Origin of the sequence: Odoribacter sp. AF15-53 (assembly GCF_003479425.1) — a bacterium.
Lineage (GTDB): Bacteria > Bacteroidota > Bacteroidia > Bacteroidales > Marinifilaceae > Butyricimonas.
In genome coordinates this window covers 1-15,324 of record NZ_QUHC01000001.1, presented here as the reverse complement: position 1 = coordinate 15,324, position 15,324 = coordinate 1, and the positions used below count along the sequence as shown (strand labels likewise).

The window sequence follows — 15,324 nt, the reverse complement described above, 5'->3', positions numbered from 1 at the left end:
ATCACTCAATCACAGAATCTCCCAATCATAAAATTGTTTAAGCTTGCTTTATCGAAAGCCCTATCCGTTTCCGGGCCTTGTCAACCTGCACGACTTTCACCGTGACATGCTGATTCAACGAAAGCACCTCAGCCGGATTCGATATATATTTATCAGCAATCTCGGATATATGCACCAACCCGTCCTGCTTCACACCGATATCCACGAAAGCACCGAAATTAGTCAGGTTAGTCACGATTCCCGGAACGACCATTCCAAGTTCCAGATCATCAATCGTGTGAATATTCTCGGCAAAACTAAACACTTTCGCCACGGAACGGGGATCACGTCCCGGTTTCTTCAACTCATCCACGATATCTTTCAAAGTTGGCAAACCGATCCGGTCATTCACGTAACGGGATAATTCGATTTTGTTGCAAGCCTCCTCGTTACCAATCAACGATTTCAACGGAATACCCAAATCTTTTGCCATTCGTTCAGCCACGGCATACGATTCCGGATGCACGGATGAATTATCCAAAGGATTCTCTGCCCCCTCGATCCGTAAGAATCCGGCACATTGCTCGAACGCTTTCTCTCCCATTCGCTTCACCTTTTTCAATTCATTGCGACTGCGAAAAGCCCCGTTCTCCTTGATATAATTAACCACATTCTCTGCCAAAGTAGGCCCTAAACCGGAAACATACGTCAACAAATATTTGCTCGCAGTGTTCACGTTCACCCCAACCCGGTTCACGCAGGACTCAACCACCCGATCCAAACTCTCTTTCAATTTAGCCTGATCAACATCATGTTGATACTGCCCGACCCCGATAGATTTCGGATCAATTTTCACCAATTCAGCCAATGGATCCATCAAGCGCCGCCCGATAGATACCGCCCCGCGAACCGTCACGTCATATTGAGGAAATTCATCCCGGGCGATCTTGGAAGCCGAATAAATCGAAGCCCCACTTTCGCTCACAACAAATACCTGTATATCCCTGTCATAACGCAAACTTTGAATAAAACGCTCCGTTTCACGTCCCGCTGTCCCGTTTCCGATAGCAATCGCCTCGATCCGGTACGAGTTGACCAAATTCGTAATTTTATTGGCCGCTTGCTTCACCTCGTTCTGTGGCGGATGCGGATAAATGGTTTCATTATGCACCAAATTCCCTGTCTCATCCAGACAAACAACCTTACATCCCGTACGGAAACCCGGATCTATGCCTAAAACCCGTTTATTACCCAACGGTGGGGCCAGAAGCAACTGGCGCAGATTCTCGGCAAACACTTTAATCGCCTCCTCGTCGGCTTTCTGTTTCCCCGTCTGAAGGTATTCCGTCTCTATGGATGAAACCAACAAACGCTTGTACCCGTCTTTCACGGCAATGGCCACCTGTTCCGCACTATCGTTACGCCCCTTTACAAATATCTTTTCCAACGACTCGATTGTTTCCTCTTCGGGAATCTCGATCGAGACTTTCAGTATGCCTTCCGCTTCTCCCCGACGGATAGCCAACATCCGATGAGAAGGAATTCTTCGCAGAGGTTCCGAATAATCAAAGTAATCGGTAAACTTTTCACCTTCTTCTTCTTTGCCTTTCATCAATTTAGCCTTCACGATGGCAACCCGGTCAAAAGAACGACGCACCGTGTTCCGAGCCCGCTCATTCTCGCTCACCCATTCGGCAATAATATCCCGCGCCCCCTGCAAAGCCTCTTCCTCACTCTCCACATCATCTTTCACGAAACGGGCCGCCTTGTCCCACACGTCCCCGTTATCCTGCTTCATCAACAGGGCAGCCAAAGGTTCCAGACCTTTAGCTTTCGCCTTGGATGCCCGAGTCTGCTTCTTCGGCTTATAAGGCAAATAAATATCTTCCAATTCTCGCAAATCGGTACAACGCTCGATTTGCTTCTTTAATTCCGGTGTCAGTTTTTCCTGTTGTTCGATACTCTCCAATACGGTCTTTTTCCGCTTCTCCAGTTCCTTGAACTGCTCGTAAATTTCCCGGACCTGCCCTACCTGCACCTCGTCCATGCTCCCCGTCACCTCTTTACGGTAACGGGAAATAAAAGGAATCGTGGCCCCTTCATCCAACAAGCCCAATAAATTTTTAATATATCTACTCTCAAAACCACTCTTTTGCGTCACGAAAGAAATCGGATCTATATAATATTCCATACGTATTTATTTTAGATTGCTAATATACACACTCTTTATTTTAATCATTATCTTTACAGTCAAAATAATTGAATAAACTTTTGATTTACGTTCCAAAGCACAAAACTCGCGCAGTTGGAATCCTAAATCTAAAATTTAAAATCTAAAATTAGCAAGGTGATTGAAATCAAAAATATAGTAAAGAGTTACGGGGACCTGAAAGTGTTAAAAGGCATAGACCTCACGATCGCGGAAAAAGAAATTGTAACGATTGTCGGAGCCAGCGGAGCCGGGAAAAGTACCTTATTACATATCTTGGGAACCTTAGATTCCCCGGATGAAGGTGAAATATACTATGACTCGATCAATGTAGCCCAATTAAACCCGAATAAATTATCCGTATTCCGTAATAGCAACATCGGTTTCGTATTCCAGTTTCATCACTTACTACCGGAATTCTCGGCTCTTGAAAACGTCTGTATTCCCGCGTGGATCAAAGGTACCGGGAAAAAAGAAGCGGAAAAAAGAGCTCTTGAATTACTAACCATGCTCGGCTTAAAAGACCGAATTACCCACAAACCGAATCAACTTTCGGGAGGAGAGCAACAACGAGTTTCTGTTGCACGGGCACTAGTTAATCATCCTCGTGTAGTATTGGCCGACGAACCTTCGGGGAACCTGGATACCCGTACCAAAAACGAACTGCATCAATTATTTTTCACGCTACGCGAAGAACTCGGACAAACATTCGTCATCGTCACCCATGACAATGAATTAGCCCGGATGTCCGACAGACAGATAAAATTAAATGACGGTATGATTTGAGATTTCGCACAATGTTCTTACATTTGCGTCTTAATGAACAAAATATTTATTTATTAATTAAACCTTTCAATGAAATATACAGAAGAGTTAGACAAAGTGAGTTATTGTTTCGGACTAAGTATTGCAAGTAACCTCCTTTCCTCGGGTGTAAACACCATTAATACAGAAGCTTTTGTTGACGCTATAAGAACAGTTTATGCGGGTCAGATGCCGGAAATCCAACCGGAAGAAGCAAACCAGATTCTGCAGGATTATTTCAACAAATTGCAAAATGAAAGAGGCAAAGCTGCCAAGGAAGCCGGAGAAAAATTCTTAAACGAGAACAAAAGCAAAGAAGGCGTGATCACCCTTAATAGCGGATTACAATACAAGGTCATTTCTACCGGAAACGGTGCTATCCCTAAAGCTAGTGACACCGTAAAATGTCACTATGAAGGTCGTTTGATCAACGGAGCCGTGTTCGACTCTTCAATCCGCCGCGGAGAACCTGCCGAATTCCCGGTAAACGGGGTAATTCCCGGTTGGGTTGAGGCTCTTCAATTAATGCCAGTGGGTTCCAAATGGCAACTATTCATTCCTTCCGACCTGGCTTACGGCCCTCACGGAGCGGGACAAGCTATCGGACCGAACGAAACTTTAGTTTTTGATATAGAATTATTAGATATAGTATAATTAAATTTACGAAAAACTATGAACGCAAAAAATCTAATTTTAGGCTTATCCGTAGCTGCTATCGGTTTATCCAGTTGTTGTAATAACACAACTCAAACCAGTGTATCTTTAAAGAACGATGTTGATACAGCTAGTTTTTATATCGGTTATATGTACGGTTCTAATATCAACCAAAACGGATTGGAAGATATTAACATGAACGCCATCATCGCCGGTATGAATAGTGCATTGCAGAAGAAAGAAGCTCCTGCCGACATGATGAAAATGAACATGTTCTTACAACAATATACTCAAAAAGCGATGATGGCGAAAGCTGACAAAGCTTTAAAGGCTGGAGAAGAATTTTTGGCTGCTAACGCTAAAAAAGATGGTATAAAAACAACCGAAAGCGGACTTCAATACAAGATCGAAAAAGAAGGTACGGGTGCCATGCCGGCTGATACCAGCGTTGTAAGAGTTCACTACAAAGGAACTTTGATCGACGGAACTGAATTCGACTCTTCATACAAGAGAGGCGAGCCTACCGAATTCCCTGTAAACCGGGTAATCAAAGGTTGGACGGAAGCATTACAATTAATGCCTGTTGGTTCTAAATGGACACTTTACATCCCGTCAAACTTGGCTTACGGACCTCAAGGTGCCAGAGGTGCTATCGGACCGAACGAAACTTTGATTTTCGAAGTTGAATTAATCGATATTGTTGACCCGAACGCTAAAAAATAATTTTATCTATTGATATTTAAACAGCTAACAAGCCCAAGAATTCTTGGGCTTGTTTCTAATCAGAAAAACAATGAATTACGAAGTTACCGGAAAATTAATTTTTAAAGAAGCTACACAAAAAATCAGCGATCGTTTCCAAAAGAGAGAATTCGTGATAGAAGTTGAAAACGAGAAGAATCCACAATGGAACGACTTCGTAAAAGTTCAATTGATCCAAGACCGGTGTGATCTATTGGAAACAATCCAATTGAACGAAAATATCAAAGTATATTTCAATTTGCGTGGCCGTAAATGGGAGAACAACGGACAAGTATCTTACTTCACCAACCTGGAAGGATGGAGAATAGAGAAAGTTCAGGCCGAAGCTCCGATGATGGGAGCCCCGACCCCGGAATACAAGGTTGAAGATATTCCCCCGATGCCGGAAGCCGATGATCTTCCATTCTAAAATAGAAATATCTAAAAACTTAAATGCCCCTCAAAAGTCAAACTAAAACTTTTGAGGGGCATTTAACTTGCAAGTCGAAGACGGAATCTACAACCGGTTTACAATTTCACAACAATCACGTTTACAAACACATTCCTATTGCAAACCGATAATCTGACCTATTCCCAATAACAATGAAATCATCAACGTGGTAAGAGAAAGAATTTTCAATTGGGAGTCCAAAGCCCTCCCCTCGCCCCGGTAGACCTTGTTTAAATGTAGGCATAATAGAGGCAGGGCCAATAAAAAAAGATATCCCGTCCATCCCCCCGGATGTATAACCGAATACACACATAGGCATATCAAAGCCAATATCGTAATTATGAAATGATATATTTTCGCTCCCCGTACTCCCAGAATCACCGGGATCGTACGTTTACCACAAACAGAATCATTCTCGATATCCCGGATATTATTCATATTCAACACCCCGGAAGATAGAAAACCGATCGCTGCCGCCGGTAATATACATATCCAGGACAACTTTCCGGCCATAGCAAAATAACTCCCCATCACGCTAACCAACCCGAAAAATATAAACACGAAAAGATCTCCCAATCCCCGGTACCCGTAGGCACTTTTTCCTACCGTGTATTTCACGGCAGCCACGATAGAAGCTCCTCCCGCCACGAACAAGACAATACTTTTCCAGTTCAACAAATCCCGAAAAGCTTCGTATATCAATAAACTACCCGTGATGACAGCAATTCCGCCCACCACGATCATAGCCCGAATCATCTCACCTCCACTCAAAGCCCCACTTTGAGCGCTTCGAATCGGCCCCAGCCGATGTTCATTATCCGTCCCTTTATCCAAATCCCCCACTTCATTAGCCAAATTGGACAATATTTGTAAAGCTGCCGTCGTCAACATCGCCCATACGAAAGTTATCGTCTTAAAATACCCGTCACTTGCAGCAAGCATCGAACCTAATAAAACGCCCGACAATGACAATGGTAGTGTTCTCAATCGAAAACTAACCATATACGCCCGAACTTTTGACATAACAAACTTACAAATTTTAAATTTAATGATTTCAAATTTTAAATTGAAGAATTCTATTAATTTTAAGATCCCCAATTTAATAACCCCGCAGCATAAACTGCCATAAACAAAGCGCCCCGCAGGGGGCCACTGACTTTACGAACTTTATGAACCTTATAAACTTTATAACCTCTTTTCAATTTTTCAGCTTCAACTCCTTCTCCCCGATGATCACTTTATGTTGCTTGAACAATCCTCCAACAGCTTTTTTATAATTTTTCTTGCTACAACCGAAAAGCCGATAGATTTCTTCGGGATCACTCTTATCCGACACGGCTAGACTTCCCCCATTCTCCGCCAGTTTCGCTAAAATCAAGGCAGCTAAACGATCAATCTGTTCATGACCGTCGTTCTTTTGCAGGATGCAATCAATCTTACCGTCTTCCCGAATCGTCTTTATATAGCCAATCAAATGCTGACCGATAGATAAAGGTTGAAATATCTCATTCCGATAAATAACAGCCTCGTGACTATTATTTACAATCACGTTATATCCCAAATCTGTCCGACGTGCAACAATCAACTCCACTTCCTGCCCCGGTTCATAATCTGCCGGATTTTTATCTAAAAAGCGATTTAATCTCGTAGAGGCCACGATACGATCGGTTGTTTTATCCACGTAAACATACACCAGGTACTCACGTCCTACCACCATTTCATCTCGTTGTTCACGGAAAGGTACCAATAGATCCTTACGCAAACCCCAATCCAAAAATGCACCCACTTTACTCGTCCCTACAACTTTCATTAAGGCAAATTCACCCACGACAGCCTTGGGAGTTGACATCGTGGCAATAACCCGGTCTTCCGAATCAAAATAAATGAATACCTTTAATTCATCACCCTCTTTACACTCTGCCGGAGCGGTCTCTTTGGGCAACAAAATTTCACCCCAGTAATCACCTCCATCCAAATAAACGCCAAAATCAACTATTTTAACGACTTTCAATATATTATACTCACCTAACTTTATCATATTCTGTTATTTTGCGACAAAGATAAAGAAATTAAGTGATTTATGATTTATGATCGAGTGATTAAATCATTCCCACCACACTCCATTCTGAAAGGAAGTGGGTGGGAATCACTAAATCATGGAATCGTAAATCACCGAATTATTTAAAGGCTTTTTCCGATAATCCCGGTCCGTTCAATTTCAACTTGTCGAAATACTCCGGTACAGGACGGCCCATCAATTTATCCACGTACATTTTTGCCAGATATTGAGACAACATGAAACCATGTCCCCGCATCCCGACAAACAAACCAAGTTCCGGATCAATAATATACCGGGGTTCCGTGTAATATCCCGACCAAGTAGCCTGAATACCGACACCGGCCAATTCGGGCATCCAATCCACGAAGAATTCACTGATAATCTCCATAAACTCTTTCGTGTTCAAAATCAAATTTTTATCTGTCCGCAAAGCATCTACCCGCGGGGATGCACAACCGATAATTTGTCCCGTATGTGCCAACTGTTGACCGTAAACAGCAGAGAACCCCTTGTACTCCTGACGATCGATCAACATATCCAAACTATCGCCATTCTTACCCAACATCGGCAAACGACGCGTGATAAACGCCTGGTGACGCACGGGATACAATCCGGCATGAATACCCAGTCCCTCGCATATCTTTCCGGCTCCGGCACCTAAGGCATTCACGAAAATCTCCGTACGGAATTCCACGTACTTCTTATCATGGGTCAACACCAGAATACTATATGTCGCTCCCTCTTTCATTACCTCAAGCACCTTGCAATCTTCAACACACCGTCCCCCGGCAGATATACCCATATTGCGAATTAAATCAACAACCTTACCGGGAGTTGCCTGCCAACAATCATTCGTAATCAACGCTCCCAAATAACGTTTCGATTTTGTGCTGAAATAAGGAGATATCTCTTTCTGGAAATCTTTGGGAGCCACCATATAAGCATCCGACCACGCCCGACTGGCATCCAACGCATTAAAAGTAGCTTCATCATGTGCCAAGTTTATATAACGGGTCGCCTTATAATCTATATTCGACAACTTTTGTAACTCTTTAAATATCGTATGATTATGTTCCGCTATCTCAGCCAACTCCGGCAACGAGAAAGCCGTACGTCCACCACCGATATTTCTCCAGGAAGACCCCCGGTCTGCATTCACCAACACCGGATTCAAACCCGATTCCGCCATGTAACGGAATAGCGCACTTCCGGCAATCCCACCTCCGGCAATCAAAGCCCCGACCTCGATTTTCTTGAAATCACTCCGGTTAGCCACCCGATGTTCGTCACCCCGTTTCGGTGGATACAACTCACCCAAATTCAATTGGTTAGACAGAGGTGCTCTCGGCGTTGCATCTCCCATGATCTCAATACCTTTAGCCCTCAAAGCCGTCTTCAAACGTGGGATACAACGCTTCCCACGACAAGGTCCCATACCTAAACGAGTCGTATGCTTAATCTCATCAATAGAAATAAAAGTACGATCCCCCACGATTTTTAGCACATCGTCTAAAGTCACGTCATCACAATGACAAATAAACGTGGCTCCCGGTTGATCTTTTAACAAAGGTTCCAAGGCCAAAGGCTTCGGGTAACGCTCTTTTACCACGAAACCTCTCACCTTCACGAGCTCTTCCCCGTGAATATCAAGCGCCTTCACCCGCGCTATATTCGTCTTATTCGGTTTATGCAAAACTTTCTCCACAACACCTTCGCCCAATCTCTCCCCGTAATTATTCACCAGATAAACCACCTCTTTCTCCTTTACCTCATACTCTATCGGCAGGAACAAACTATCCTTGCGCAGATCATACCCGAAGATAGCCAATCCCGGACACTGGTAAACACACTCCATACACCCGATGCACTTGTCATAATCCACGTGAGGAACCGTCGAAGTTGAACTCTTGGTAATCGCCCCGTGAGGACAAGCGAAAGAACAGGGATTACATGCAAAACCATACAAACAATCCATCTGCACGAACCCTCTTTTTTTCATACGTTCGGAATCAGGCAAGCGAGGAGCTTCCAGTATTCGAACCGGATGTTGTTGCGAATCAATATACTCCTTAGAAACAACCAAATAATCGTCATAACTCAACCGGGTTCCCAAATCCATCATGATCTCCGTGGCAGTCTGCTTGCCTCGCAACACGGCACTCGTACCTTCCCCGATACGCACAGCATCCCCCGCCGCGTAACAATGCTCTCCGAACACGGCCCGCCCTTTCGTCAACAACTGGTTGTCGGGAATCAATCCCGTACATATATTAATAACATCAATTCCTTCCATGATTCTCTCCGTACCCGGTATCGACTTGAAATTCTCACATTCGGCGATCACGGCTCCCGTGATACCCGTGTGATCGGCATTCGGGATCGCCTTCAACAGCACGTGAGAAGTCATAATCGGTATAGCCAAACGACGTACCCGATTCGCCTGAACGGGGAATCCCCCTTCCTTGGGCATACCTTCTATAATAGCTTTCACGTTAGCTCCCGCCTGCATTAACTGGTAGGATGTCAGGTAACCGATATTTCCAGCTCCCACGGTCAGGACATTCTTTCCCAACAACGTGAGTTCATTATTCATCATCTTCTGAACCACCGCCGCGGTATAAACCCCGGGTAGGTCATCATTCTCAAAAGCCGGCATAAACGGCACGGCGCCTGTCGCTACCACCAGGTAATCAGCGTCCACGAAGAACACGGTATCCGTCTCCAGATTTTTCACGGCCACCCGTTTCCCTTCCAGAATATCCCAAACCGTCGAGTTCAGGTATATTCCCTCCATATTTTCGCCTGCCAACGTTTTAGCAATATCAAATCCACGCATTCCACCAAAACGCTTCTCTTTTTCAAAAAAGAAAAACTGGTGTGTTTGCATATTAAACTGACCGCCAATCTTATCATTATTATCAATAACGATATTATCCACGCCATATTTCTCAAATTCTTCCCGAACAGCTAACCCGGCAGGACCTGCCCCCACGATGACAACCGTGGTTCGAAGCACTTTTCGAGTATCAATCCGGTGTTCGGAATGCTCTTCGGCCATTTCTCCTTGCGCGAACTCCCGTACCTCCTTCACGCCATCCACCTTCGTCACGCAAATACGCCGAACCTTACCATCAACCATCATTTCACAAGCACCACATTTTCCAATGCCACAAGCCAGAGAACGTCCCCGCCCATCCAAGCTATGACTATGCACGGGATACCCCGCCTGATGCAATGCGGCCGCGATGGTAAAACCTTTCTCTCCTTCTATTTTCTTTCCATTAAAAGTGAAAACCACTTTATCTCGTTTCGGAACATCCAGAATCGGATGCGAATTAATCTTCGACATAAGTTACAGATTTATTAGTTAGGTTATTAGATTCTTCTGCAATGTAAACGATCCGAGACAAAAAAAAGCTGACTTTTGTCAGCTTTCCCATTTTATTGTTTTTTTAACACTTAATTTTTCTCTCTCGTGAAAGTAAACTTTCCTTCAATCCCCTGCCCGTCTTTGCTCACTCCCACAATCGTGTCATCATCTACCAACACCCCGAACCAACTATCCAATTCATATTGTACCTCGTGATCGGAATGGATGACATCAAACTCCTCGGCATCCAACTTTACCTTATGTTCTTCAAGAGTTCCCACCAAAAACTCCTGCAACATATACCCTTCCTCTCCTTCGAGCTGATCGGTAAAAATAATTCTTCCTGACAAATTATTTCCCTCCTGCTTCAAGAACAATTCACCCTCGGCTACCCCGTAACCATAATCCTCTTTATATTTCCACTTACCTGTTAAATCCACCTTGCAAATTTTAGATTTTAAATTTATGACTTACCCGCTCAAAGCCCCCCGATTTCATGATTTATGATTTCCACACACAACTCTCACGTTCCCCTTCATAATCACAGAATCTTCAAATCCTTTTTCTTCATTTTTAATTTTCAATTGTCTCATTTCGTTTCGCCTCATTCCAGTACTCGTCCATCTCCTCCAAAGTCATTTCTGATAACCTTCTCTCGTTCTCGTTTGCTTTTTCCTCCACGTAAGAGAAGCGACGAATAAACTTCTTGTTCGTTTTTTCCAATGCATTCTCCGGGTTGATCCCGTACAATCGAGCAGCATTAATCATGGCAAACATGAAATCCCCAAACTCCTCTTCCATACGTTCTTGGTCATTCCGAGCAATCTCGACCTCCAATTCTCCCAACTCCTCTCTTACTTTTTGCCACACATCCTCTTTCTGCTTCCAGTCAAACCCGATACCTCTCACTTTATCCTGAATTCGATAGGCTTTCACCAAAGCCGGAAGCGCATCGGGCACACCTTCCAACACCTTATGATGACGTCCCTTCTCCTTCAACTTCAATTGCTCCCAGTTTCGCAACACGTCATTTTCATCCTCCACCTTCACCTCGCCGTAAATATGCGGGTGTCGGTAACGCAGTTTAGCACATATCTCCTCCAAAACATCCGTGATATCAAACTGGCGTTGCTCCTCTCCGATCACGGCATAAAACACGATATGCATAATCAAATCGCCCAACTCCTTCTTCACTTCCTGCATATCGTTTTTCAACACGGCATCCCCCAATTCATAAACTTCCTCCACGGACAACGTCCGTAAAGACTCCATTGTTTGCTTGTGATCCCAGGGACACTTTTCTCTCAGAGTCTCCATTATATCTAGCAACTCGGCAAAAGCCTCTTTTTGTCTTGTAAAATCTTTCTCCATAACAAACACTCCGCTAATGAAAAATTTTCAATTTCCAACTTTCAATTTCCAATTGTTTTCCCTACTTTGCACCTGCAAAAATAAGTTATTTATTTTAAGTTTCATGATAGAGAGAAGAATAAGTATTGGAAACATTGATCCTATTGACTTTTACGGCATTAACAACGCAAAATTCATCACGTTAAAAGAATTTTTCCCAAAGTTAAAAATCACCGCCAGAGGGGATGAAATCATTATTCAGGGAGAAGAACGTGACATTGACGTGCTTGTCGCCAAAATCAACGCCCTTTTGGAACATTACAATAAATACAATATGCTCACGATCGCCAATCTAAAAAGGATCATTTTGGAAGACGAGGTCGTGGAAGACCCGGAAGATCCCGCTTCCATCATCGTTTTTGGCAACAACGGAAAAATGATTCGGGCAAGAACAGCCAATCAACGTAAACTCGTCGATCTGGCAAGGACAAACGATCTGCTTTTTGCCACGGGTCCTGCCGGTTCCGGTAAGACATACACCGCAATCGCTCTTGCGGTAAAAGCATTACGCAACAAAGAGGTAAAACGCATTATTCTCAGCCGCCCCGCTGTCGAAGCCGGTGAAAGTCTGGGATTCCTTCCCGGAGACATGAAGGAGAAAGTAGACCCTTACTTGCAACCTCTGTACGACGCACTTTCAGACATGATTCCCCCGAAAAAACTAACGGAATATCTTGAAACTGAAATCATACAGATTGCCCCCCTGGCTTACATGAGAGGGCGCACGCTAAATGATGCTTTCGTAATTCTTGACGAGGCACAAAACACGACAAAGAATCAATTAAAAATGTTCCTGACCCGTATGGGGATCAACGCTAAATTCGTGATCACCGGTGATATGAGTCAGATAGACTTACCTCGACACACGGATTCGGGGCTGATTCATGCCTTTAAACTATTACACCAAATTAAAGGCATCGCATTTGTCGAATTTGACAACAATGACATCGTTCGCCATAGACTGGTGAAAGATATTGTCAACGCTTACAACAATGAAGAAAAAACTAAATAACGGATCTTTAAAGCAAATAACATGGAAGCGATTGTAAAAACAAATTTCAAATTTCCGAAACAGAAGGATGAATACGTTGGTAAAGTACGCGACGTATACAACATCAATGACGAATACCTCGTTATGTTGGTATCCGACAGGATTTCCGCTTTCGACGTGGTACTCCCGAAAGGAATACCTTACAAAGGACAAATATTAAATCAAATTGCTGCTAAATTCCTGGATGCAACCTCAGACATCGTGCCCAACTGGAAAATAGCAACTCCCGATCCGATGGTGACCGTGGGGCACAGATGCGAACCCTTCAAAGTGGAAATGGTTATTCGTGGTTATCTGGCAGGAAGCGCATGGAGAGAATACAAAGCCGGGAACAGAACTCTTTGCGGTTTACCTTTACCGGAAGGAATGGTTGAAAACCAGAAATTCCCTACCCCGCTCGTAACCCCGACCACAAAAGCAATGGAAGGACATGATGAAAATATCTCTAAAGAAGAAATCATCTCTTCCGGACTAGTCAGCAAAGAAGACTACGAGGCTATCGAAAAATACACCCTCGCACTTTTCCAAAGAGGAACTGAAATTGCCGCTAAAATGGGATTGATACTCGTGGATACGAAATACGAATTCGGTAAGAAAGACGGTAAAATCTACCTGATTGATGAAATTCACACGCCGGATTCCTCTCGTTATTTCTACGCCGAAGGATACGAAGAACGCCTAGCTAAAGGAGAAAAACAACGTCAACTTTCCAAAGAATTCGTTCGCGAATGGTTAATGGAAAACGGATTCCAAGGTAAAGAAGGACAAAGAGTTCCGGAAATGACTCCCGAAGTTGTAAACAACATTACAGATCGTTATATCGAGTTATACGAACACATCACCGGAAGTAAATTCGTTAAAGCTGAAAACACGAATGTTCTCGCCCGTATCGAGAAGAACGTGAATGACTTCCTGAACACGTTACTGAAATAGTATAAAAACAATAAACCCAAAGAGGCGGTGCAAAATCCGCCTCTTTTTTATTTATACCCCAATACTATTTGTTTGTAAATGTTCCAATAACCCTTCAACTGCATCTTCCAGCAAATCCAGCACTAATTCGAACCCGGCATCTCCACCGTAATAAGGATCAGGAACACTGTCTCGATAAGAAAAACGCTGACAAAAATCCGTCATTTTATAAATTTTATTTCTCTCCTCTCCAGAAGTAGCCATTCGCTGCAAATCCCGAATATTCTGATCATCCATCCCGATAATCATATCGAAATTCTCAAAATCCGCATCCGGGTAAAACTTTCGGGACAAACTAGTCAAATCATACCCTCTTCTTATAGCATGACTTTGCATCCGTTTATCAGCCGGATCACCCGAATGATACCCACTAATCCCTGCCGAATCAATATAAAATTGATCTTCTTGTCCCCGTTCTTTCACGTAATGCTTCATAATCGCCTCGGCACTCGGAGAACGACATATATTTCCCAAACAAATAAATAAAATTCTTTTCTTCATACACGATAACTCCATCTATATAAAATTTAAGGTTCATAAAGTTTATAAGAAAACAGATTCCGACAGGATCCCGCCTTATAAACTTTATAAACCTTACAGATTTTAAGAATTCAATTGAATAAAGAATCTACGAACTCTTCTCTATTGAATACTTGCAAATCATCTATCTTTTCTCCTATACCAATATATTTTACAGGAATCTTAAATTGATCGGAAATACCAATGACAACCCCGCCTTTTGCCGTACCGTCCAGCTTTGTAATTGCCAAAGCATTCACCTCAGTAGCTAACGTAAACTGTTTCGCTTGCTCGTAAGCATTTTGCCCGGTCGAACCGTCAAGTACTAATAATATCTCATGAGGAGCATCAGGAATCACTTTTTGCATGACCTTCTTGATCTTCGTCAACTCATTCATCAGATTTATTTTATTATGCAAACGTCCTGCCGTATCGATAAGCACAACATCAGCATTTTCTGCCTTAGCCTTACTTAACGTGTCAAAAGCGACCGAAGCCGGATCCGCCCCCATGCTCTGTTTTACAATCGGTACCCCAACCCGTTCTGCCCAGATAACTAACTGATCCACGGCAGCAGCTCTAAATGTATCGGCAGCACCTAAAACCACAGATTTACCCGTTTCTTTAAACTTATGGGCCAACTTTCCAATCGTTGTAGTTTTACCTACCCCGTTCACGCCAACAACCATGATAACATAAGGCTTGTGTCCCTCGGGTAAAGTCAGAGAGTCATAATCTGTTGAATTATGTTCTTTCAACAAATCTACAATCTCCTCTTTCAGTACCCGGTTTAACTCCTCCGTCCCCACGTATTTATCCCGTTGTACACGTTCCTCTATTCTCTCAATAATACGAAGTGTAGTATCAACTCCGACATCCGAAGAGATCAACACTTCTTCCAAATTATCTAAAACCTCGTCATCAACCTTAGATTTTCCAATAATTGCCCGGGAGAGTTTTTTAAATACACTTTCTTTCGTCTTCTCTAGCCCTTTATCAAGGCTTTCCTTTTTCTTCTTATTAAATAAACCGAATAATGCCATTTCCACATAAATTGATTTAGTGCACTAAGGTAGACAAAACAATTGAAAATTGAAAGTTGAAA

Annotated in this window: 14 protein-coding genes; 6 read left to right on the top strand and 8 right to left on the bottom strand. The window is 43.2% G+C overall.

Features of this window, described 5'->3' with window-relative positions:
• Positions 1-37 precede the first annotated feature (37 nt).
• A complete protein-coding gene (locus tag DWW52_RS00070; protein WP_233556608.1) occupies positions 38-2,170 on the bottom strand; it encodes a Tex family protein in 2,133 nt (710 codons plus the stop codon).
• Between the two features lie 156 nt (positions 2,171-2,326).
• On the opposite strand from DWW52_RS00070, the gene DWW52_RS00065 reads away from it, so the two are divergent.
• The 4 genes from DWW52_RS00065 (at position 2,327) to DWW52_RS00050 (ending at position 4,817) form a co-directional block, all read left to right on the top strand.
• Positions 2,327-2,974 carry an ABC transporter ATP-binding protein gene (locus tag DWW52_RS00065; RefSeq protein ID WP_118713405.1) on the top strand — a complete coding sequence of 216 codons (648 nt, stop codon included), beginning with the start codon at positions 2,327-2,329 and terminating at the stop codon, positions 2,972-2,974.
• 69 nt (positions 2,975-3,043) lie between these two features.
• Complete coding sequence (locus DWW52_RS00060) at positions 3,044-3,646, top strand: FKBP-type peptidyl-prolyl cis-trans isomerase (RefSeq protein WP_118713403.1); 603 nt, start codon at positions 3,044-3,046, stop codon at positions 3,644-3,646.
• 18 nt (positions 3,647-3,664) lie between these two features.
• On the top strand, positions 3,665-4,369 hold the full coding sequence (locus tag DWW52_RS00055) for an FKBP-type peptidyl-prolyl cis-trans isomerase (protein ID WP_118713401.1): 705 nt from the start codon (positions 3,665-3,667) through the stop codon (positions 4,367-4,369).
• 70 nt (positions 4,370-4,439) lie between these two features.
• Positions 4,440-4,817: a DUF3127 domain-containing protein gene (locus DWW52_RS00050; protein WP_118713399.1), complete on the top strand. Its 378-nt coding sequence runs from the start codon at positions 4,440-4,442 to the stop codon at positions 4,815-4,817.
• Positions 4,818-4,952: 135 nt separating this feature from the next.
• Here the strand turns inward: DWW52_RS00050 and menA are convergent, their stop codons facing one another.
• The 5 genes from menA to mazG form a co-directional block, all read right to left on the bottom strand.
• Positions 4,953-5,861, bottom strand: coding sequence for a 1,4-dihydroxy-2-naphthoate octaprenyltransferase (menA, locus tag DWW52_RS00045; protein WP_118713397.1), 909 nt, complete (start codon positions 5,859-5,861; stop codon positions 4,953-4,955).
• A gap of 175 nt (positions 5,862-6,036) precedes the next feature.
• A complete protein-coding gene (locus DWW52_RS00040) occupies positions 6,037-6,876 on the bottom strand; it encodes a S1 RNA-binding domain-containing protein (protein ID WP_118713395.1) in 840 nt (279 codons plus the stop codon).
• Positions 6,877-7,015: 139 nt separating this feature from the next.
• Positions 7,016-10,246 carry an FAD-dependent oxidoreductase gene (locus DWW52_RS00035; protein WP_118713393.1) on the bottom strand — a complete coding sequence of 1,077 codons (3,231 nt, stop codon included), beginning with the start codon at positions 10,244-10,246 and terminating at the stop codon, positions 7,016-7,018.
• Positions 10,247-10,356: 110 nt separating this feature from the next.
• The gene (locus tag DWW52_RS00030; RefSeq protein ID WP_118713391.1) at positions 10,357-10,707 is read right to left on the bottom strand and encodes a hypothetical protein; all 351 of its coding nucleotides are present in this window, start codon (positions 10,705-10,707) and stop codon (positions 10,357-10,359) included.
• Between the two features lie 133 nt (positions 10,708-10,840).
• The gene (gene mazG / locus DWW52_RS00025; protein ID WP_118713389.1) at positions 10,841-11,638 is read right to left on the bottom strand and encodes a nucleoside triphosphate pyrophosphohydrolase; all 798 of its coding nucleotides are present in this window, start codon (positions 11,636-11,638) and stop codon (positions 10,841-10,843) included.
• A gap of 103 nt (positions 11,639-11,741) precedes the next feature.
• On the opposite strand from mazG, the gene DWW52_RS00020 reads away from it, so the two are divergent.
• Positions 11,742-12,689: a PhoH family protein gene (locus DWW52_RS00020; RefSeq protein WP_118714249.1), complete on the top strand. Its 948-nt coding sequence runs from the start codon at positions 11,742-11,744 to the stop codon at positions 12,687-12,689.
• 21 nt (positions 12,690-12,710) lie between these two features.
• The gene (locus DWW52_RS00015; RefSeq protein WP_118713387.1) at positions 12,711-13,661 is read left to right on the top strand and encodes a phosphoribosylaminoimidazolesuccinocarboxamide synthase; all 951 of its coding nucleotides are present in this window, start codon (positions 12,711-12,713) and stop codon (positions 13,659-13,661) included.
• Between the two features lie 51 nt (positions 13,662-13,712).
• Here the strand turns inward: DWW52_RS00015 and DWW52_RS00010 are convergent, their stop codons facing one another.
• Positions 13,713-14,201 carry a low molecular weight protein-tyrosine-phosphatase gene (locus DWW52_RS00010; protein WP_118714248.1) on the bottom strand — a complete coding sequence of 163 codons (489 nt, stop codon included), beginning with the start codon at positions 14,199-14,201 and terminating at the stop codon, positions 13,713-13,715.
• Between the two features lie 110 nt (positions 14,202-14,311).
• The gene (gene ftsY, locus DWW52_RS00005) at positions 14,312-15,262 is read right to left on the bottom strand and encodes a signal recognition particle-docking protein FtsY (protein WP_118713385.1); all 951 of its coding nucleotides are present in this window, start codon (positions 15,260-15,262) and stop codon (positions 14,312-14,314) included.
• Between the last annotated feature and the right edge of the window lie 62 nt (positions 15,263-15,324).

Excerpts from the sequence above, each read along its gene's own strand:
- DWW52_RS00015 (WP_118713387.1), top strand. The coding sequence starts at position 12,711 with ATGGAAGCGATTGTAAAAACAAATTTCAAATTTCCGAAACAGAAGGAT.
- mazG (WP_118713389.1), bottom strand. The coding sequence starts at position 11,638 with ATGGAGAAAGATTTTACAAGACAAAAAGAGGCTTTTGCCGAGTTGCTA.
- DWW52_RS00060 (WP_118713403.1), top strand. The coding sequence starts at position 3,044 with ATGAAATATACAGAAGAGTTAGACAAAGTGAGTTATTGTTTCGGACTA.
- ftsY (WP_118713385.1), bottom strand. The coding sequence starts at position 15,262 with ATGGCATTATTCGGTTTATTTAATAAGAAGAAAAAGGAAAGCCTTGAT.
- DWW52_RS00010 (WP_118714248.1), bottom strand. The coding sequence starts at position 14,201 with ATGAAGAAAAGAATTTTATTTATTTGTTTGGGAAATATATGTCGTTCT.
- DWW52_RS00040 (WP_118713395.1), bottom strand. The coding sequence starts at position 6,876 with ATGATAAAGTTAGGTGAGTATAATATATTGAAAGTCGTTAAAATAGTT.
- DWW52_RS00050 (WP_118713399.1), top strand. The coding sequence starts at position 4,440 with ATGAATTACGAAGTTACCGGAAAATTAATTTTTAAAGAAGCTACACAA.
- DWW52_RS00055 (WP_118713401.1), top strand. The coding sequence starts at position 3,665 with ATGAACGCAAAAAATCTAATTTTAGGCTTATCCGTAGCTGCTATCGGT.
- menA (WP_118713397.1), bottom strand. The coding sequence starts at position 5,861 with ATGTCAAAAGTTCGGGCGTATATGGTTAGTTTTCGATTGAGAACACTA.
- DWW52_RS00020 (WP_118714249.1), top strand. The coding sequence starts at position 11,742 with ATGATAGAGAGAAGAATAAGTATTGGAAACATTGATCCTATTGACTTT.
- DWW52_RS00070 (WP_233556608.1), bottom strand. The coding sequence starts at position 2,170 with ATGGAATATTATATAGATCCGATTTCTTTCGTGACGCAAAAGAGTGGT.
- DWW52_RS00035 (WP_118713393.1), bottom strand. The coding sequence starts at position 10,246 with ATGTCGAAGATTAATTCGCATCCGATTCTGGATGTTCCGAAACGAGAT.